The sequence below is a fragment of the Pseudomonas sp. NPDC088414 genome (assembly GCF_044753325.1).
GTDB lineage: Bacteria > Pseudomonadota > Gammaproteobacteria > Pseudomonadales > Pseudomonadaceae > Aquipseudomonas.
The window spans coordinates 1-18,521 of the sequence record NZ_JBIVMY010000038.1; the positions used below are offsets into that span (position 1 = coordinate 1).

An 18,521-nucleotide genomic window follows, 5' to 3' on the forward strand; every position below is an offset into this window, starting at 1 on the left:
TCTCCATCAACAACCGCTCCCTGGACTCGTTCTTCGGCCGCGAAACTGCCCGCATGGTAGTTCGTCAGCCGCTGGAACTGACCGAGACTGTCGAGAAGTTCGACATCTACGTCACTGTCATCGGTGGTGGTGTAAGTGGTCAGGCTGGCGCAATCCGCCACGGCATCACTCGCGCTCTGATGGATTACGACGAAACCCTGCGTAGCGCTCTGCGCAAAGCTGGCTTCGTTACTCGCGACGCCCGTGAAGTTGAACGTAAGAAAGTTGGTCTGCGTAAAGCGCGTAAGCGTCCGCAGTACTCGAAGCGTTAATTCCGCTTCCACGTTCAAAAAAGAACGCCCGATTCCTCACGGAACCGGGCGTTTTTTTATGCCTGCGATTTATCAAAAGAATTGCGCTGTGACAACTTGCCACATTCGTAGACCCCCTATACTGCAAGGCTTGAGGGTGTGAGCTCCGGGTAATTCCCTTGTCAGAATTGGGGCTTTTCATTACCATCTCGGCAAAATTTTTATAAGTAACATTGATTTATTTAGTAGATGCCTGATTTAACAGGCCACAAAGCTGATGGGAGAGGACTGAATGAGCAATGACGGCGTGAATGCAGGCCGGCGTCGCTTCTTGGTAGCAGCCACATCCGTGGTGGGTGCTGCAGGAGCGGTGGGGGCTGCGGTCCCGTTCGTGGGGTCATGGTTTCCCAGTGCCAAGGCGAAAGCCGCCGGTGCACCGGTGAAAGTGAATGTCAGCAAGATCGAGCCAGGACAGCAGATGATTGCCGAGTGGCGCGGCCAGCCGGTGTTCATTGTCCGCCGTACTGCGGAAATCCTGGGGAATCTCAAAAAGATCGAGGGCCAGCTCTCCGATCCGACTTCCAAAAACTCCACGCAACCTACCTATGTCGACCCTGAAGTGCGTTCGATCAAGCCGGAAATTCTGCTGCTGATCGGGATCTGTACGCACCTGGGTTGCTCACCAACCTTCCGTCCCGAAGTGGCACCTGCGGATCTGGGTAAAGACTGGGTCGGCGGCTATTTCTGCCCTTGCCACGGTTCCCACTACGATCTGGCTGGCCGCGTCTACAAGTCGCAACCTGCGCCTTTGAACCTGCCAGTTCCCCCGCATTCCTATGAGACCGATGACCTGATTGTCATTGGCGTCGATACGGAGAAAGCGTGATGAGCAAGTTCATGGATTGGGTTGATGCGCGCTTCCCCGCGACCAAAATGTGGGAAGACCATCTCAGCAAGTATTACGCGCCAAAAAACTTCAACTTCTTCTATTTCTTCGGCTCGCTGGCACTGCTGGTGCTGGTCAACCAGATCGTCACCGGTGTCTGGCTGACGATGAGCTACACCCCGTCGGCAGAAGAGGCATTCGCTTCCGTCGAATACATCATGCGCGACGTCGAGTACGGCTCGATCCTGCGTCTGCTGCACTCCACTGGCGCCTCGGCGTTCTTCATCGTGGTCTATCTGCACATGTTCCGTGGCCTGCTCTACGGTTCGTATCAGAAACCACGCGAACTCGTCTGGGTGTTCGGCATGCTGATCTACCTGGCGCTGATGGCCGAGGCCTTCATGGGTTATCTGCTGCCGTGGGGCCAGATGTCCTACTGGGGTGCCCAGGTGATCATCTCGCTGTTCGGTGCGATTCCGGTGATCGGCAACGACCTGACCCAGTGGATTCGTGGTGACTACCTGATCTCCGGAATCACCCTGAACCGCTTCTTCGCCCTGCACGTCGTGGCGCTGCCGATTGTGATTCTGGGTCTGGTGGTGCTGCACATTCTGGCGCTGCACGAAGTCGGTTCGAACAACCCGGATGGCGTCGACATCAAGAAGCACAAAGATGAAAACGGTGTGCCGCTGGACGGCATTGCTTTCCATCCGTACTACACCGTCAAAGACATTGTCGGCGTGGTGGTGTTCCTGTTTATCTTCTGCTTTATCGTGTTCTTCTTCCCGGAAATGGGCGGCTACTTCCTCGAAAAACCAAACTTCGAGCAAGCCAACCCGTTCAAGACACCTGAGCACATTGCGCCGGTCTGGTACTTCACGCCGTTCTACGCGATCTTGCGTGCGATCCCGGACAAACTCATGGGCGTTATCGCCATGGGCGCCTCGATTGCCTTGCTCTTCGTGCTGCCGTGGCTTGACCGCAGTCCGGTCAAATCGATGCGCTACAAGGGCTGGATGAGCAAGATCTGGCTGGTGGTGTTCTGCATCGCGTTCGTGATCCTCGGCATTCTGGGCGTACTCGCTCCGACGCCGGAGCGCACGCTGGTATCGCAGGTCTGCACCTTCCTGTACTTCGCCTACTTCATTCTGATGCCGTTCTACACCAGGCTCGAGAAGACCAAACCGGTTCCGGAAAGGGTGACTGGCTGATGAAAAAGTTATTTTTTGCTCTGATTTTTGCTGCTCTGCCAGTGCTGTCTTTCGCCGCCGAACATGGTGGCCCGGAGCTGGAAAAAGTCGATATCGATGTGTCCGACAAGGCTGCCCTGCAAGATGGTGCGCGGACCTTCGCCAACTATTGCATGGGCTGCCACAGTGCCAAGTTCCAGCGTTACGAGCGGGTGGCCGATGACCTCGGCATTCCCCACGACATGATGCTCGAGAAGCTGGTGTTCACCGGCGCCAAGATCGGCGACCACATGAACATCGGCATGCAGCCAGCGGACGCCAAGACCTGGTTCGGTGCTGCTCCGCCGGATCTGACCCTGGTGGCTCGCGTGCGTGGTACTGACTGGCTCTACGGTTACCTGCGCTCGTTCTACGAAGATCCGGCGCGCCCATGGGGCGTGAACAACAAGGTCTTCCCGAACGTCGGCATGCCTAACGTGCTGGTCGGCCTGCAAGGTCGTCAGGTGGTGGGCTGCAAGCAAGTGCAGATCGTCGAAGACGGCAAGAAGCAATACGATCCGCTGACCGGTACGCCGCTGACCCATGAAGCGTGCGATCAGTTGACCATCGTGCCGAAAACCGGTGCTCTGAACGAAGAGCAGTTCGATGAGAAGGTCAAGAATCTGGTAACCTTCCTGGCTTACTCGGCTAACCCGGTTAAGCTGCAACATCAGCGCATCGGTACTTACGTCTTGCTGTACCTGGCGTTCTTCTTTGTGTTCGCCTACCTGCTCAAGCGTGAATACTGGAAAGACGTGCACTGATACGCTTCAAGCATTGCTGTTAATCGCGCGCGCCCAAGGGCGCCTCCGATAACGCAAGGTCTGGTTCGCCAGGCATTGCGGGAGGCGCCCTCTGGGCGCGCGCGTTTTTCCGGTTCCGATCATTTCAACAAGCGAGGAGGATCGCCATGGGCGTGACCAATCGGTTGGCCTGTTACTCCGACCCCGCCGACCACTATTCCCACCGAGTGCGCATCGTGCTTGCAGAGAAGGGTGTCAGCGCCGAAATCATTTACGTGGAAGCTGGTCGCCAGCCGCCTAAACTGATTGAGGTGAACCCTTACGGCAGTCTCCCGACACTGGTCGATCGCGACCTGGCGTTGTGGGAGTCGACCGTGGTGATGGAATATCTGGATGAGCGTTACCCGCATCCGCCACTGATGCCGGTTTATCCGGTGGCGCGTGCCAACAGCCGTCTGCTGATTCATCGTATTCAGCGTGACTGGTGTGGTCTGGTGGATCTGATTCTTGATCCCAAGTCCAAGGAGGCCGCGCGTGTCGTGGCGCGCAAGGAATTGCGTGAAAGCCTGACGGGCGTGTCGCCGCTGTTTGCCGACAAGCCGTTTTTCCTCAGTGAGGAACAAAGTCTGGTGGATTGCTGCCTATTGCCAATACTCTGGCGTTTGCCGATTCTGGGTATTGAACTGCCGCGGCCGGCCAAGCCGCTGCTTGATTATATGGAGCGCCAGTTTGCGCGTGAGGCTTTCCAGGCGAGTCTGTCTGGCGTCGAACGCGATATGCGCTAAGGCTTAAGGAGCCGCTATGAACTCCAGTCGACCTTATCTGGTCCGCGCGCTCTACGAGTGGATTGTGGATAACGATTGCACCCCGCACATGCTGGTCAATTCCGAATACCCGGCGGTGCAGGTGCCGCAGGGTTTCGCCAGTGACGGGCAGATCGTCCTGAACATTTCGCCCAGCGCCGTGCGTCACTTGCACATGGACAACGACGTGGTGACCTTCGAGGGTCGCTTCGGTGGCGTTCCGCACAGCCTGTATGTGCCGATCAGTGCGATCCTGGGTATCTATGCCCGGGAGAACGGGCAGGGCATGGTGTTCGATCTCGAGTCGCCGATGGATGACGAAGACGATATCGAGCCCGATGACGACTTGCCGCCACCGGACAGCGAGCCGCCGCGCCCAAGCGGCCGGCCAAGCTTGAAAGTGGTGAAGTAATAAAAAAGGCGACCCGAGAGGGTCGCCTTTTTATATCTGTTTGTCCCGTCCTGAATAAGGTTTACACCTTCTGATCTATTTTTCAGGAGGACGTAATGGAATCAGCAAAAAGGCGTAGTCAGCGAGACTACACGCTGACCTTTAAATTGTCGGTCGTCGATCAGGTTGAAAAAGGCGAGCTGAGTTATAAAGAGGCTCAGGAGCGCTACGGGATTCAAGGCAAAACGACCGTTCTGACGTGGTTACGCAAGCATGGTCGGCAGGATTGGAGCCCAGGCACATACATTGGCTCGCCGAGGATGGGGTCTATGCCCGACAAAAACCGACCATTAACGCCAGAGCAACGCATCAAAGAGCTTGAAGAACAGCTCGTGCTGTCCAATCAGAAAGCGCAGTTTTTCGAGGCGGTCGTGGATGTCTTGAAGAATGACTACGGTCTCTCTGTCGTAAAAAAGCGTCCCGGCAAGTCCTCGCGCAAAAACGAATCCAAAACCTGAGCATCAGCAGGGCTTGCCAGTTCATGGGGATAAGCCGACAGGCTTACTACAAACGCAATCGCGCCGATGCTGCTCGTCTGGGGCTGGATCAGAAGGTTGCCGATTTCGTTCAGCAAAAACGTCAGCGGCAGCCGCGTTTGGGCACCCGAAAGCTGCATTACTTGCTGCATTGCCAGCCCCAACTTGAACTGCAAGTGGGTCGAGATCGGCTGTTTTCGATTCTGCGGGAAAGACGTTTATTGGTAGCTCGCAAGCGGTCTTATCACAAGACGACCAATAGTCATCATCGCTTTCACCGCCACCCGAACCTGCTCAAGCCAGGTCCTGATCAGGTAGTTCCAAGCGGCCCGGAACAAGTCTGGGTGGCTGACATCACCTATTTGCCCACTCAGGAAGGTGTGGCCTATCTGAGCCTGGTAACGGATGCATTTTCGCGAAAGATCGTGGGCTATCACGTCCATGAAAGCCTTCATACCGAGTCGGTAGCACAGGCATTGCGCCGTGCGGTAAAGCACCGTCGGACAGAGCAGTCGCTGGTGCATCATTCAGATAGAGGTATCCAATATTGCTCGGGGATGTACCAAGCGTTGCACGCGAAATATGGCATTCGCTGTTCAATGACGGACGGCTATGACTGCTACCAAAATGCCTTGGCAGAGCGGGTCAACGGAATATTAAAGACAGAGCTTATGCTCCAACGGCCGCAGGATTTGCTGCAAGCGAAGAAGATGGTGAGTGAGTCGATATCGATCTATAACGGCGAGCGGCCGCACCTGTCTTTGAAATACAAAACGCCCGATGCGGTGCATCGGGCGTTTTGTATGAAAAAGGTGTAAACCTATTTCAGGACTAGACAGTTCTATTCCTGTAGGAGCTGTCGAGTGGAACGAGGCTGCGATCTTTTGATCTTGATCTTAAAAACAAAATCAAAAGATCGCAGCCTGCGGCAGCTCCTACAGAAGTGCGGATCAGTCGATGTATTCGAACAGCTTCACGATTTTCTGCACACCGGAAACGCTCTGCACCAGATTGGTCGCCTGTTGCGCTTCCTGCTTGGTCAGCAGGCCCAGCAGATAGACGATGCCATTCTCGGTCACGACTTTGATGCGCGAGCCGGGAATGCTGGCATCGGTCAGCATCTGGGTCTTGATCTTGGTGGTCAGCCAGGCGTCGTTCTGGCGGGCGAGGAAGCTCGATGGCGCAATCACTTGCAGCTCGTTGTGCACCTTCTTCACGCGCTGGACGTTGGCGGCGGCCTGTTCGGCCTTGGCCTTAAGGTCTTCGCGCGGCGTCTGGCCGGCGAGCAGCACCACGCCGTTGAAGCTGGTGACGACGATATGCGAGTCCTTGTCCAGGCCAGGGTCGGCCTTGGCCACGTTGACGCCGACTTTGGTCTCGATCAGCGAGTCGTCAATTTTACTGCCGAAGGTTCGGGTGCCGCGGTCGTCTTCAATCGGCGCCTCGCGGCTGGCATTCACCACCGAAGTGCAGCCGCTGATGCCGAGGCACAGGGTCAAGGCCAGAAGGCCAAGGCGATTAGGGGTCATTCTTCACTCCCGAACAGTTGGCTGTCGATCAGATCGCAGAGGCAATGGATCGCCAGCAGATGGACTTCCTGAATACGTGCAGTGACATGGGCCGGTACGCGAATCTCGACATCTTCAGGCAGCAGCAGCGAAGCCATGCCGCCGCCATCGCGGCCAGTCAATGCTACGACAATCATTTCACGATCATGTGCGGCCTGGATCGCCTGAATAATGTTGGCCGAGTTACCGCTGGTCGAAATCGCCAGCAATACGTCGCCTGGTTGACCCAGTGCGCGGATCTGCTTGGAGAACACTTCGTTGTAGCTGTAGTCGTTGGCGATCGAGGTGATCGTCGAGCTGTCGGTGGTCAGGGCGATGGCCGGCAGGCTCGGGCGTTCGCGCTCGAAGCGGTTGAGCAGCTCCGAGGAGAAGTGCTGGGCGTCGCCGGCAGAGCCGCCGTTGCCGCACGAAAGCATTTTGCCTTCGTTGAGCAGGGCATTGACCATGATCTGGCTGGCTTGCTCGATGTGCGGTGCAAGTACGTCCATCGCCTGTTGCTTGGTGTCGATACTGGCCTGGAAAAGCTGGCGAATTCGGGATTGCATGTCCATCTGTGTGACCTTAAGTGGCGCGGCTGTTCGGCACGTGAATGTGCAGCCCGCAAAGCAAAGAGCAAAAATTGTCGGTGAAAGTGTCCGGGGTGGTGTGCAGAGAATCAACCATCGAACGCATTCTGCAACCAGTTCAACTGATCCGGGTGCCTGTCGATGGCCACCACGTCGAAGCGGCAAGGGGAATCGGCCCAGCGTGACTCGCGCTGAAGAAAATACTGCGCGGCGAAAATCAGTTTCTGCCGTTTGCGCTCATCGATGCTAGCGAGCGCGCCACCCCATTGAGTGTTTTTTCTGTAGCGGACTTCGACGAATACTACTGTATCGCCATCAAGCATGACCAGATCAAGCTCGCCCCGTTTGCATGACCAGTTCTGCGCCAGCAGGCGCAGACCCTGGTGTTGCAGATGCTCGAGCGCCTGGCGCTCGGCATCCTTGCCGCTTTGCAGGTGCGAGCCGTCGGGCATCAGCGCGGGGTGTCCGGCAGGCGCTGAACCTGACCGCTGACGAACTGCGCCCAAGGCAGTTGGCGTACAACGCGCTGGGTCTGGGTCATGCCGAGGCTGCCGGACTCACCCTCGATGCGGCTGTCCGGCAGGGCCTTGAGTTGACCCAGGCGTGGTGCCAGGCGATAGGCATCCACGCCCATCGCGTACAGACGACCGAGGCTGCCGGCGGCCTGTGGCCATTGCGCAACCACTTGCTGACGTAGCGGGTCGCTGGTTTCCAGCAACCATGGGGTTTCGCAGAAACGCACACCGTTCATGTCGTTGTACTGGTTCACATCGCCACTGGCGCTGTACACGTGGGAAGTCGCGTAAACCGGAACGTCACCGGCGTACTGGAAGTTCAGGGTCGGCTTGATCTGCTGCGCCTGCTGCGGCGTGGCGGCCAGGAAGATGAATTCGATGTCCTGACGGCGTGACGGCTGCGCGGCTACGTTGGTGCCGGCAGCGTTCTGCAGGCTCTTGGCGCGGGCTTCGCTTTGACGCAGCTGGAACATGTCGGCGATCTGCTGGGCCAGTTGCACCGGCTGATCGACACGTTCGGTGGCCACGATGCTGCCGCCATTGGCTTGCCAGTCCTGGCTGAACGCACGCAGTACGCGATCGCCCCATTCACCTTTCGGCACCATGATGGCGGCGCGATGCAGGCCGTCGGCGCGGGCACGGCGCGAGACTTCGCGGGCTTCGTCTTCAGCGGCCAGACCAAACTGGAACAGTTGCGCGGGACCTTGATCACCTTCGCTGTAGTTCAGCGCGAGGGTGGTGATCGGCAGTTGCGGGCGGGTGCTCAGTTGTTTGACCAGCGGTTTTTCCAGCGGACCGACCACCAGTTGCACGCCATCAGCCTGGGCCTTGCGGTAGAACTCGTCCATCGAGGTCAGCTTGGAGCTGTCGTAGAACTCGATGGCGGGCGGCTTCTGGCCGGCCTGTTGCGCTTGATAGTGCGCCGCCATGAAACCTTCACGCAGGGCCTTGCCGACCGAGGCCAGTGGGCCGTCTTGCGGCAGCAGCAGGGCGATCTTGCTCAGGGGCTGGCTAGCCAGTTCCTTGAGTTTGGTCAGGGGCAGCGGCAGGTTGATTGCCGCCGGGTGTTTCGGGTTTTGTGCGCGCCAGGTATCGATTGCGGCTTGCTGCTGTTCCAGGGTGCCGGCAGTTTTCACTGCCAGGGCCAGGCCCATCCAGCCACCAAGGTCGTCGGCGGTGTTGGGTTGCAGTTGATCGGTTGGCAGCGAGGCGATCAGGGTCCAGATCGCTTCGTGGTTCTTGCTCGCGGCTTCGCCTTTGAGCATTGGCGCGATGAAGATGCGCTCGCGAGCGGCCGCCAGGGTCTGGCCATCGGCTTCCAGTGCCCGGGCATGCACGGTGCCGGTGCGCACTTGCTGATCTTCCGGCATTTCGCTCAGGTGCTGCAGGCTTGGATGGCTCAGGGCGGTCAGCGCAGCTTTCGGCTGATTGCGGGTCATCGCCAGTTCAGCGGACAGGGTGCTGGCGAAGATCTGCTGGCCTGGCTTCAACTGCTCCATCGGCACTTGTTGCAGGATCTGCGCGGACTGGCCGGCGTTGCCCTGGCGATAAGCCAGGTCTGCCGCACTCAAGCGCAACAGGGCGGCTTTTTCCGGCGTCTTGGCCTGGGTAGCCTGTTCGAGCAGTTGCTCGATGCTGGCATCCGGAGTCCGTGGAAGTTCGCCAAGGCTGGAGGAAGGGGAGCTGGCGCAGGCCGCCAGCAAGGCAGCGAGGCAGAGGGCAGTGAACAGCCGCAGGCAAGCGATCATGTAAGTGTTCCTGATACTCGATCAAATTAGCGTGGAATTGTACCCAAGCACTGGCCGGGGCGCGATGTTACTGGCGTGAATCAATCAATTTAGCTGGAGTAAATGTTGCGGCGGCGCACAACGGCGCGCAAAACCGCGCTCGGCTCATACGGTTCGCAAGCCTCGTGACGCGTTACAATGCCGGCTTTTACCGAACACGAGGTGTGCGCTTTGACTGCTCCAGGTCCTTTGAATTCCGCTGCTGGCTCGCTTTATGTGGTGGCGACGCCCATCGGCAACCTGGACGACATCAGCGCCCGGGCTCTGAAAATCCTTCGCGAAGTGGCGTTGATCGCCGCCGAAGACACGCGGCACTCGGCGCGGTTGATGCAGCACTTCGGCATTGCCACGCCGTTGGCCGCCTGCCACGAACACAACGAACGTGATGAAGGTAGCCGCTTTATTACCCGTTTGCTGGCGGGCGATAACGTCGCGTTGATTTCCGATGCCGGGACGCCGCTGATTTCCGATCCGGGTTACCACCTGGTGCGTCAGGCGCGGGCGGCGGGGATCAATGTGGTGCCGGTGCCGGGCGCCTGTGCTTTGATCGCGGCGCTGTCGGCGGCGGGCCTGCCCTCCGACCGATTCATCTTCGAAGGCTTCCTGCCGGCCAAGTCGGTAGGGCGCAAGGCCCGCCTGGAAGCGGTCAAAGAAGAGCCGCGCACGCTGATTTTCTACGAGGCCCCGCATCGCATTCTCGAATGCCTGCAGGACATGGAAGCCGTGTTCGGTGGAGAGCGTCAGGCATTGCTGGCCCGGGAAATCACCAAGACTTTCGAGACGCTCAAGGGGTTGCCGCTGGCTGAGTTGCGTGCGTTTGTCGAGTCCGACAGCAATCAGCAGCGGGGGGAGTGTGTGGTGCTGGTCGCCGGCTGGTCTGCACCGGAGTCCGAAGACGCCGTCAGCAGCGAAGCGATGCGCGTGCTCAATCTGTTGCTCGAAGAGATGCCGCTCAAGCGCGCTGCCGCCCTGGCCGCGCAAATCACCGGCGAGCGCAAAAACGTGCTGTATCAGGTTGCACTGGAACAGCAGAAGGGCGAGTAACCCGTCGCGCAGACGGGTTTCACGGCTATTAGCGCTTGTTCTTCGGGCGCTCTGCCGTTAACCTGCGCGGCGGAGAGTCGATCGGACAGTCGCTGCCCTCTATGAAAATTAGGGGGGGGAGGAAAGTCCGGGCTCCATAGGGCGAAGTGCCAGGTAATGCCTGGGAGGCGTGAGCCTACGGAAAGTGCCACAGAAAATAACCGCCTAAGCGCTTCGGCGCCGGTAAGGGTGAAAAGGTGCGGTAAGAGCGCACCGCACGACTGGCAACACTTCGTCGCTAGGTAAACCCCACCCGGAGCACCCCCAAATAGGGTCCCAAGGCGTGGCCCGCGCTGGGACCGGGTAGGTTGCTAAAGATGTCCAGTGATGGCCATCGTAGACGAATGACTGTTCAAGACAGAACCCGGCTTACAGATCGACTCTCCACCTTTTTCTTTCCCTGCTTGAATCAATGGCATCAGGGCTGGTTATTATCGGCAGGCCTGCGCTAAAGTCCGGCAGCGGCAAATGCAGTAATAGCCATTTCCCACCTTGCTTCAATCAACAGCAGAAGCGCTTTTGTAATACCGAAAAAATCTTACTCTTAACAAATTACTTTAACTTCCGAGCGCAGCTTTCAGTGCTGCATCAAGTTATTGGTCAAAAGTGTCCGCCAAATTGTCGTTACCCCTCCTTTTAAGCTCCTAAATCTCCGTTCTGTAAGGGTTTTCCTTTGATCCGCGCCTTGACGGTGTGGTGGGCGCATTCCTATAGTGTGCGCAAGTGGCGGAAAGTGGCATGAAGTGGGTTTTTTGAGCTCAAAACGATAAAAATTGGAGAAACGCTGACGTGTTTCGCGGAGCTAACGCTATCAGTCTCGATGCAAAGGGCCGTCTCGCCATGCCGAGCCGGTACCGTGACGAGCTCGTTTCGCGTAGTTCCGGCCAATTGATCGTGACCATTGATGCCGTTGATCCGTGCCTGTGTGTCTACCCGCTCGACGAGTGGGAAATCATTGAAACCAAGTTGCGCGCGCTCCCTTCGCTTCGCGAAGAGAACCGTCGCCTGCAGCGTTTATTGATTGGTAATGCCGTCGACCTCGAACTCGACGGCAGTGGTCGTTTTCTGGTTCCGCCGCGTCTGCGCGAATACGCAAAGCTTGATAAGAAAGCGATGCTGGTGGGCCAACTGAACAAGTTCCAATTGTGGGACGAGGATGCATGGAACGCGGTGTCTGCCGCTGACCTTGCTGCTATTCAACAACCGGGCGCCATGCCTGACGAACTGCGTGATTTGATCCTGTGACTATTGATAGCGGCTTTAACCACATCACCGTACTGCTTGACGAAGCCGTCGAGGCTCTCGCCGTACGTCCTGATGGCTGCTATCTGGACGGTACGTTCGGGCGCGGCGGGCACAGTCGGCTGATCCTCGGCCAGCTCGGGACGGACGGTCGACTCATCGGGTTCGACAAAGATCCACAAGCGATTGCCACCGGGCAAACGCTAGCGGCCGAAGACGGCCGCTTTGTCGTTGTGCAGCGCAGCTTTGCCGAGCTGGGTTCGGTGGTTGCCGAGCAAGGTCTGAGCGGCAAGGTCAGCGGTATCCTGCTCGATCTCGGCGTGTCTTCGCCGCAGCTCGACGACGCCGAGCGCGGCTTCAGTTTCCTCAATGACGGCCCGCTGGACATGCGCATGGATCCGTCCCGTGGCATCAGCGCCGCCGAGTTCGTCAACACCGCGCCGGTGGAAGAAATCGCCCGGGTGTTCAAGGAATACGGCGAAGAACGTTTCTCCGGGCGCATGGCCCGTGCCGTGGCCGAGCGCCGCGACATCAAGCCGTTCGAGCGCACTGCTGATCTTGCTGAAGTTCTGAAAGTCGCCAACCCGGCGTGGGAGAAGGGCAAGAACCCGGCGACCCGTGCGTTCCAGGGGTTGCGCATTCACGTCAACAACGAACTGGGCGATCTGGAAGCCGGCCTCGAAGCCGCGCTGGATGCTCTGGAAATCGGTGGCCGTCTGGTGGTCATCAGCTTCCACTCGCTGGAAGACCGCATCGTCAAACTGTTCATGCGCAAGCTGGTGAAAGGCGAAGCCGACAACCTGCCGCGCAACCTGCCCGTGCGCCACGTGGCGTTCGAACCGAAAATCAAAATTCACGGCAAAGCGCAGACGGCCTCCGACGCCGAACTCAAAGCCAACCCACGTTCCCGTAGCGCTGTCATGCGTGTCGCGGAGAAGTTGCGGTGAGCAAGCTTTTCGCCAAGCCCCTGCCAGGCGGCAGCTTTATCATGCTGCTGCTGTTTATCGGCGTGCTCGTGTCGGCCATCGGCGTGTCTTACAGCGCGCACTGGAACCGGCAGTTGCTCAACAATCTTTATAACGAACTCAGCGTGCGCGACAAGGCGCAGGCCGAGTGGGGGCGCCTGATTCTCGAGCAAAGCACCTGGACTGCGCACAGCCGCATCGAAGTGCTGGCCACCGAACAACTGAAAATGCACATCCCTGGCGCGGCTGACGTGAAGATGGTGGCGCCATGATGAAACTCGAAGGCGCACTTTTCCCGTGGCGCTTCCGCCTGATGGTGGCCCTGCTCGGCGTGATGGTCGCGGCGATCTGCTGGCGCATCATCGACCTGCAAGTGGTTGATCGTGACTTCCTCAAGGGGCAGGGCGACGCGCGCAGCTTGCGTCATATTCCGATTCCTGCGCACCGTGGTCTGATCACCGACCGTAACGGCGAGCCGTTGGCCGTGAGTACCCCGGTGACCACCCTGTGGGCCAACGCCAAGGAAATGCAGACCGCCAAAGAGAAGTGGCCAGCACTGGCCGCCGCGCTGGGTCAGGACCCGAAAGCCCTGGCCGAACGTCTCGAAGCCCAGGCCAACAAAGAATTCATTTACCTGGTGCGCGGGCTGACCCCCGAGCAGGGCCAGGCTGTGCTCGACCTGAAAGTGCCGGGCGTTTACGGCATCGAAGAATTCCGCCGCTTCTATCCGGCTGGTGAAGTCACCGCGCACATGGTCGGCTTTACCGACATTGACGATCACGGGCGCGAAGGCGTCGAGCTGGCCTACGACGAGTGGCTGGCCGGGGTGCCGGGCAAGCGGCAGGTCATCAAGGATCGGCGCGGTCGGCTGATCAAGGATGTCCAGGTCACCAAGAACGCCAAGGCCGGCAAGCCCTTGGCGTTGTCGATTGACCTGCGCCTGCAATACCTGGCCAACCGCGAGCTGCGCAACGCGATCATCGAGAACGGCGCAAGGCCGGCAGCCTGGTGATCATGGACGTGAAGACCGGCGAGAGTCTCGCCATGGTCAACCAGCCGACCTACAACCCGAACAACCGTCGCAACCTGCAGCCGGCGATGATGCGTAACCGCGCGATGATCGACGTGTTCGAACCGGGTTCGACCATGAAAGCGATCTCGATGAGCGCCGCCATCGAGTCCGGCCGCTGGAAGCCGAGCGACACCGTCGAGGTGTATCCGGGGTCCCTGCAGATCGGCAAGTACACGATCAAGGACGTTTCCAAGACCGAAGGCCCGGTGCTGGACATGACCGGCATCCTGATCAATTCCAGTAACGTCGGCATGAGCAAGGTCGCGTTCGATATCGGTGGCGAGACCATTTACCGTCTCGCACAGAAAGTCGGCCTCGGCCAGGATACCGGTCTGGGCTTCCCCGGCGAGCGTGTCGGCAACCTGCCGAACTACCGCGACTGGCGCAAGGCGGAAACCGCGACGCTGTCTTACGGCTACGGTATTTCCGTGACCGCGATCCAGCTGGTTCACGCCTTCTCGGCGCTGGCCAACAACGGTCGTCTCGCGCCGCTGACCCTGATCAAAACCGACAAGCCGCCGCAGACCACTCAAGTGCTGCCGGAAGCCGTCGCGAAAACCATGCAAGGCATGCTGCAGCAAGTGATCGAAGCACCGCGCGGCGTGTTCCGTGCGCAGGTGCCGGCGTATCACGTGGCCGGCAAGTCGGGTACTGCACGTAAAACGTCGGTGGGCACCAAGGGCTACGCCGAAAACTCCTACCGCTCGCTGTTCGCCGGTTTCGGCCCGATGAGCGATCCGCGTTACGCCATCGTGGTGGTGATCGATGAACCGTCCAAGGCCGGTTACTTCGGTGGTCTGGTGTCGGCGCCGGTGTTCAGCCGTGTGATGTCCGGCACCCTGCGTCTGATGAACGTGACCCCGGACAACCTGCCGACCACCCAACAGGCCAACGCCACCCCGGTCGTTCCGCTGAAAGCCAATGGAGGGCGCGGCTGATGTCTCTTAGTCTGAACAAGATATTCCCCCACGCCGGCCACGATCTGCTGATCCGTGAACTGGCGCTGGACAGCCGCAACGTACGCGCGGGTGACCTGTTCCTCGCCGTGCCGGGCGGCAAGTTCGATGGCCGTGCGCACATCGCCGATGCCTTGCAGCGCGGCGCGGCGGCGGTTGCCTATGAAGTGGAAGGCGCCACCGTGCTGCCGATCACCGAAGTGCCGTTGATTCCGGTCAAAGGCCTGGCGGCGCAGCTGTCCGATATTGCCGGGCGCTTTTATGGCGAGCCGAGCCATCACCTGAACCTGATTGGCGTCACTGGCACCAACGGCAAGACCAGCGTGACCCAACTGGTCGCGCAGGCACTCGATCTGCTCGGTCAGCACTGCGGCATTGTCGGCACGCTGGGTTCCGGCTTCCATGGCGCGCTGGAAAGCGGTCTGCATACCACGCCGAACCCGATCGCCGTGCAAGCGACTCTGGGCGACCTGAAAAAGGCCGGGGCCAAAGCCGTGGCCATGGAAGTTTCGTCCCACGGTCTGGATCAGGGCCGGGTCACTGCATTGGCGTTCGACGTCGCGGTGATGACCAACCTGTCCCGCGATCATCTGGATTATCACGGCACCATGCAGGCGTACGCCGAGGCCAAGGCCAAGCTGTTCGCCTGGAATGATCTGAAGTGCCGCGTGGTCAACCTCGACGACGATTTCGGTCGGCAACTGGCCGCTGAAAAACGCGAGTCGCGGCTGATCACCTACAGCCTGCTCGACAGCAGTGCTTATCTGTTCTGCCGTGAAGCGCAGTTCGATGACCACGGTGTACGCGCCACGCTGGTCACGCCGCAGAGCGAACATCACCTGCGCAGCACGCTGCTGGGCCGTTTCAACCTGAGCAACGTATTGGCCGCGGTCGGTGCCTTGCTCGGTCTGGACTATGCCCTCGACGAAATTCTCAAGGTGCTGCCGAAACTCGAAGGCCCGGCCGGACGCATGCAGCGTCTGGGTGGCGGCACTCAGCCGCTGGTGGTGGTCGATTACGCCCACACCCCGGATGCGCTGGAAAAAGTTCTGACTGCATTGCGCCCACACGTCAAAGGCCAGTTGCTGTGCCTGTTCGGTTGTGGCGGTGATCGTGATCGCGGCAAGCGTCCGCTGATGGCCGAAGTGGTCGAGCGTCTGGCTGATCGCGTACTGGTCACCGATGACAACCCGCGCACGGAAGATCCAGCACAGATTTTCGACGACATTCGCGCCGGCTTCAGCGCTGTGGATAAAGTTACTTTCGTCGCCGGTCGCGGTCAGGCGATTGCCCAACTGATCGCCGGTGCTTCGGCGGATGACGTGATCGTGCTGGCCGGTAAAGGTCACGAGGACTATCAGGAAATCAACGGCGAGCGGCACGCTTTTTCCGATCTGGTCGAGGCCGATCATGCCCTCACCGCGTGGGAGGTGGCCCATGCTTAAGGCGCTGAAATTGAGCGAGCTGACCAACGTGCTCGACGCACGTCTGATCAGCACCGACGCCAGTTTTGATGGCGTCAGCATTGACAGCCGCGCGATCACCGCTGGCCAATTGTTTATTGCCCTGACTGGCCCGCGCTTCGATGGTCACGACTATCTGAACGATGTCGCCGGCAAAGGTGCGGTGGCGGCACTGGTCGAGCGCGAAGTGCCCGATAGCACCCTGCCGCAACTGCTGGTCAAGGACACCCGCCAGGCCCTCGGCCAGTTGGGTGCGTTGAACCGTGCCGCGTTCACCCAGCCCGTTGCGGCCATCACCGGCTCCAGCGGCAAGACCACGGTCAAGGAAATGCTCGCGAGCATCCTGCGTACCCGCGGTCCGGTGCTGGCGACGCGCGGCAATCTGAACAATGATCTCGGCGCACCGCTGACCCTGCTCGAACTGGCCCCGGAACACACCGCCGCCGTGATCGAACTGGGCGCTTCGCGTCTGGGTGAAATCGCCTACACCGTCGGGCTGACCAAGCCGCACGTGGCAATTCTGAACAATGCCGGCACCGCCCACGTTGGCGAGTTCGGCGGGCCGGAAAAAATCGTCGAAGCCAAAGGCGAGATCATCGACGGGCTGGCAGCGGATGGCGTTGCTGTGCTCAATCTCGATGACAAGGCTTTTGGTATCTGGAAGCTCCGCGCCGGCGCACGCAAGGTGCTGACCTTCTCCCTGAGCAATCCTCAGGCAGATTTCTACGCCAGCGACCTGAGCACCGATACCCGGGGTTGCCCGGCTTTCAACCTGCATACACCTGAAGGTGTGGAGCACGTTCAGTTGAACCTGCTCGGCACCCACAACGTCGCCAACGCCATGGCCGCTGCCGCTGCCGCTCACGCCCTGGGCGTGTCGCTGTTCGGCATTGCCACCGGGCTTGGCGCGGTACAACCGGTCAAGGGTCGCACCGTCGCGCAACTGGCGAAGAACGGCATGCGCGTGATCGATGACACTTACAACGCAAACCCCACCTCCATGTGCGCTGCCGTTGATATACTCGCCGGCTTTTCCGGCCGCACCGTCCTGGTGCTCGGAGATATCGGCGAGTTGGGCGACTGGGCGGAGCAGGGGCACCGCGACGTGGGCGAATACGCCCGGGGCAAGGTTTCCGCGCTTTACGCGGTCGGGCCGAACATGGTCCACGCCGTGAACGCATTCGGCAAAGAGGCGCATCACTTCGGCACGCAAGCCGAACTGATCCAGGCCCTCGACGCCGAGCAGGACACAAACACCACCATTTTGATCAAGGGTTCGCGCAGTGCAGCGATGGAAAACATCGTTGCGGCTCTGTGCGGGTCCAGTCTGGAGAAACATTAATGCTGCTGCTGCTAGCGGAGTATCTGCAACAGTTCTACAAAGGCTTCGCGGTCTTCCAGTACCTGACCCTGCGCGGGATCCTCGGTGTGCTGACCGCGCTGGTTTTGTCGCTGTGCTATGGCCCGTGGATGATTCGCACCCTGCAGAACCGTCAGATCGGCCAGTCCGTTCGTAACGACGGCCCGCAATCGCACCTGTCCAAGTCGGGTACGCCGACCATGGGTGGCGCACTGATTCTGTCTTCCATCGGTGTCAGCACCCTGCTGTGGGCAGACCTGAGCAACCGCTACGTGTGGGTCGTGCTGCTGGTGACCCTGCTGTTCGGCGCCATCGGCTGGGTCGACGACTACCGCAAGGTGATCGAGAAGAACTCCCGTGGCTTGCCAAGCCGCTGGAAGTATTTCTGGCAGTCGGTGTTCGGTCTGGGCGCGGCGATCTTCCTTTATATGACCGCGACCACGCCGGTGGAAACCACGCTGATCCTGCCGATGCTCAAGGACTACAGCATTCCGCTGGGCGCCGGTTTCATCGTGCTGACCTACTTCGTGATCGTCGGTTCGAGTAACGCGGTCAACCTGACTGACGGCCTCGACGGTCTGGCGATCATGCCAACCGTGATGGTCGGCGGCGGCCTCGGAATTTTCTGTTACCTGTCGGGTAACGTGAAATTCGCCGAATACCTGCTGATTCCTTACGTGCCGGGCGCGGGCGAACTGATCGTATTCTGCGGCGCACTGATCGGTGCCGGCCTCGGATTCCTCTGGTTCAACACCTACCCGGCGCAGGTGTTCATGGGCGACGTCGGTGCACTGGCGCTGGGCGCGGCACTGGGCACCATTGCGGTGATCGTGCGTCAGGAAATCGTCCTGTTCATCATGGGCGGCGTGTTCGTGATGGAAACCCTGTCGGTGGTCATCCAGGTTGCTTCTTTCAAAATGACCGGTCGCCGCGTGTTCCGCATGGCACCGATTCATCATCACTTTGAACTCAAGGGCTGGCCCGAGCCACGCGTGATCGTCCGTTTCTGGATCATCACCGTGATTCTCGTGCTGATCGGCCTTGCCACCCTGAAGCTGAGGTAGAA

General features: G+C 59.5%; 18 protein-coding genes, 1 other RNA gene and 1 pseudogene. 16 read left to right on the forward strand and 4 right to left on the reverse strand.

The annotated features are described in order from the left end of the window. The 7 genes from rpsI to ACIP8I_RS23680 all read left to right on the forward strand — a co-directional run. Positions 1-311 (forward strand): 30S ribosomal protein S9 (gene rpsI / locus ACIP8I_RS23650; protein ID WP_400764349.1); only part of this gene is annotated, 311 nt, incomplete at its 5' end. 271 nt (positions 312-582) lie between these two features. Next, positions 583-1,176 carry a ubiquinol-cytochrome c reductase iron-sulfur subunit gene (gene petA / locus ACIP8I_RS23655; RefSeq protein WP_003228055.1) on the forward strand — a complete coding sequence of 198 codons (594 nt, stop codon included), beginning with the start codon at positions 583-585 and terminating at the stop codon, positions 1,174-1,176. After that, positions 1,176-2,387: a cytochrome bc complex cytochrome b subunit gene (locus tag ACIP8I_RS23660; RefSeq protein ID WP_007961618.1), complete on the forward strand. Its 1,212-nt coding sequence runs from the start codon at positions 1,176-1,178 to the stop codon at positions 2,385-2,387. The genes petA and ACIP8I_RS23660 overlap by 1 nt, the downstream gene beginning before the upstream one ends. Next, positions 2,387-3,169 (forward strand): cytochrome c1, encoded by a 783-nt coding sequence (locus ACIP8I_RS23665; protein WP_007961619.1) that lies wholly within the window; start codon positions 2,387-2,389, stop codon positions 3,167-3,169. Before ACIP8I_RS23660 ends, ACIP8I_RS23665 begins: the two co-directional genes overlap by 1 nt. A gap of 146 nt (positions 3,170-3,315) precedes the next feature. After that, positions 3,316-3,933: a glutathione S-transferase N-terminal domain-containing protein gene (locus tag ACIP8I_RS23670; protein WP_007961620.1), complete on the forward strand. Its 618-nt coding sequence runs from the start codon at positions 3,316-3,318 to the stop codon at positions 3,931-3,933. Between the two features lie 16 nt (positions 3,934-3,949). Then, the gene (locus ACIP8I_RS23675) at positions 3,950-4,363 is read left to right on the forward strand and encodes a ClpXP protease specificity-enhancing factor (RefSeq protein WP_003228047.1); all 414 of its coding nucleotides are present in this window, start codon (positions 3,950-3,952) and stop codon (positions 4,361-4,363) included. 95 nt (positions 4,364-4,458) lie between these two features. Next, positions 4,459-5,696, forward strand: a protein-coding gene (locus tag ACIP8I_RS23680) for an IS3 family transposase (RefSeq protein WP_400764353.1) whose coding sequence is annotated in 2 segments (ribosomal slippage) — positions 4,459-4,822 and positions 4,822-5,696 — 1,239 coding nt in all. Because the reading frame shifts where the segments join, the coding sequence is not laid out codon by codon here. Between the two features lie 132 nt (positions 5,697-5,828). Here ACIP8I_RS23680 and ACIP8I_RS23685 read toward each other — a convergent pair. The 4 genes from ACIP8I_RS23685 to ACIP8I_RS23700 form a co-directional block, all read right to left on the reverse strand. Further along, a complete protein-coding gene (locus ACIP8I_RS23685; protein WP_007961621.1) occupies positions 5,829-6,407 on the reverse strand; it encodes a BON domain-containing protein in 579 nt (192 codons plus the stop codon). Next, positions 6,404-6,997, reverse strand: a complete 594-nt coding sequence (locus ACIP8I_RS23690; RefSeq protein ID WP_007961622.1) for a phosphoheptose isomerase — start codon at positions 6,995-6,997, stop codon at positions 6,404-6,406. The genes ACIP8I_RS23685 and ACIP8I_RS23690 overlap by 4 nt, the downstream gene beginning before the upstream one ends. Before the next feature lie 104 nt (positions 6,998-7,101). Next, positions 7,102-7,464 carry a YraN family protein gene (locus ACIP8I_RS23695; RefSeq protein WP_007961623.1) on the reverse strand — a complete coding sequence of 121 codons (363 nt, stop codon included), beginning with the start codon at positions 7,462-7,464 and terminating at the stop codon, positions 7,102-7,104. Beyond that, positions 7,464-9,275, reverse strand: a complete 1,812-nt coding sequence (locus tag ACIP8I_RS23700; protein WP_400764355.1) for a penicillin-binding protein activator — start codon at positions 9,273-9,275, stop codon at positions 7,464-7,466. Before ACIP8I_RS23700 ends, ACIP8I_RS23695 begins: the two co-directional genes overlap by 1 nt. Before the next feature lie 177 nt (positions 9,276-9,452). On the opposite strand from ACIP8I_RS23700, the gene rsmI reads away from it, so the two are divergent. The 9 genes and pseudogenes from rsmI (at position 9,453) to mraY (ending at position 18,519) form a co-directional block, all read left to right on the forward strand. After that, positions 9,453-10,358, forward strand: a complete 906-nt coding sequence (rsmI, locus tag ACIP8I_RS23705; protein WP_210558548.1) for a 16S rRNA (cytidine(1402)-2'-O)-methyltransferase — start codon at positions 9,453-9,455, stop codon at positions 10,356-10,358. Between the two features lie 73 nt (positions 10,359-10,431). Further along, positions 10,432-10,785, forward strand: an RNA gene (rnpB, locus tag ACIP8I_RS23710) — RNase P RNA component class A. 401 nt (positions 10,786-11,186) lie between these two features. Continuing rightward, a complete protein-coding gene (gene mraZ / locus ACIP8I_RS23715) occupies positions 11,187-11,642 on the forward strand; it encodes a division/cell wall cluster transcriptional repressor MraZ (RefSeq protein ID WP_003228026.1) in 456 nt (151 codons plus the stop codon). Beyond that, the gene (gene rsmH, locus ACIP8I_RS23720) at positions 11,639-12,586 is read left to right on the forward strand and encodes a 16S rRNA (cytosine(1402)-N(4))-methyltransferase RsmH (protein ID WP_400764356.1); all 948 of its coding nucleotides are present in this window, start codon (positions 11,639-11,641) and stop codon (positions 12,584-12,586) included. Before mraZ ends, rsmH begins: the two co-directional genes overlap by 4 nt. Beyond that, positions 12,583-12,876: a cell division protein FtsL gene (gene ftsL / locus ACIP8I_RS23725; protein ID WP_007961627.1), complete on the forward strand. Its 294-nt coding sequence runs from the start codon at positions 12,583-12,585 to the stop codon at positions 12,874-12,876. Before rsmH ends, ftsL begins: the two co-directional genes overlap by 4 nt. Next, a pseudogene (locus ACIP8I_RS23730) lies at positions 12,876-14,614 on the forward strand (peptidoglycan D,D-transpeptidase FtsI family protein). Before ftsL ends, ACIP8I_RS23730 begins: the two are co-directional and overlap by 1 nt. Further along, positions 14,614-16,077, forward strand: a complete 1,464-nt coding sequence (locus ACIP8I_RS23735) for a UDP-N-acetylmuramoyl-L-alanyl-D-glutamate--2,6-diaminopimelate ligase (protein ID WP_400764358.1) — start codon at positions 14,614-14,616, stop codon at positions 16,075-16,077. Before ACIP8I_RS23730 ends, ACIP8I_RS23735 begins: the two are co-directional and overlap by 1 nt. Next, positions 16,070-17,437 carry a UDP-N-acetylmuramoyl-tripeptide--D-alanyl-D-alanine ligase gene (gene murF / locus ACIP8I_RS23740; protein WP_400764359.1) on the forward strand — a complete coding sequence of 456 codons (1,368 nt, stop codon included), beginning with the start codon at positions 16,070-16,072 and terminating at the stop codon, positions 17,435-17,437. The genes ACIP8I_RS23735 and murF overlap by 8 nt, the downstream gene beginning before the upstream one ends. Beyond that, a complete protein-coding gene (mraY, locus tag ACIP8I_RS23745) occupies positions 17,437-18,519 on the forward strand; it encodes a phospho-N-acetylmuramoyl-pentapeptide-transferase (protein ID WP_007961631.1) in 1,083 nt (360 codons plus the stop codon). Before murF ends, mraY begins: the two co-directional genes overlap by 1 nt. Positions 18,520-18,521: the final 2 nt, after the last annotated feature.

Bases quoted from the DNA above. Each gene is read 5' to 3' on its own strand.
- petA (WP_003228055.1), top strand. From the start codon at position 583: ATGAGCAATGACGGCGTGAATGCAGGCCGGCGTCGCTTCTTGGTAGCA.
- ACIP8I_RS23660 (WP_007961618.1), top strand. From the start codon at position 1,176: ATGAGCAAGTTCATGGATTGGGTTGATGCGCGCTTCCCCGCGACCAAA.
- ACIP8I_RS23665 (WP_007961619.1), top strand. From the start codon at position 2,387: ATGAAAAAGTTATTTTTTGCTCTGATTTTTGCTGCTCTGCCAGTGCTG.
- ACIP8I_RS23670 (WP_007961620.1), top strand. From the start codon at position 3,316: ATGGGCGTGACCAATCGGTTGGCCTGTTACTCCGACCCCGCCGACCAC.
- ACIP8I_RS23675 (WP_003228047.1), top strand. From the start codon at position 3,950: ATGAACTCCAGTCGACCTTATCTGGTCCGCGCGCTCTACGAGTGGATT.
- ACIP8I_RS23685 (WP_007961621.1), bottom strand. From the start codon at position 6,407: ATGACCCCTAATCGCCTTGGCCTTCTGGCCTTGACCCTGTGCCTCGGC.
- ACIP8I_RS23690 (WP_007961622.1), bottom strand. From the start codon at position 6,997: ATGGACATGCAATCCCGAATTCGCCAGCTTTTCCAGGCCAGTATCGAC.
- ACIP8I_RS23695 (WP_007961623.1), bottom strand. From the start codon at position 7,464: ATGCCCGACGGCTCGCACCTGCAAAGCGGCAAGGATGCCGAGCGCCAG.
- ACIP8I_RS23700 (WP_400764355.1), bottom strand. From the start codon at position 9,275: ATGATCGCTTGCCTGCGGCTGTTCACTGCCCTCTGCCTCGCTGCCTTG.
- rsmI (WP_210558548.1), top strand. From the start codon at position 9,453: ATGCCGGCTTTTACCGAACACGAGGTGTGCGCTTTGACTGCTCCAGGT.
- ACIP8I_RS23735 (WP_400764358.1), top strand. From the start codon at position 14,614: ATGTCTCTTAGTCTGAACAAGATATTCCCCCACGCCGGCCACGATCTG.
- murF (WP_400764359.1), top strand. From the start codon at position 16,070: ATGCTTAAGGCGCTGAAATTGAGCGAGCTGACCAACGTGCTCGACGCA.
- mraY (WP_007961631.1), top strand. From the start codon at position 17,437: ATGCTGCTGCTGCTAGCGGAGTATCTGCAACAGTTCTACAAAGGCTTC.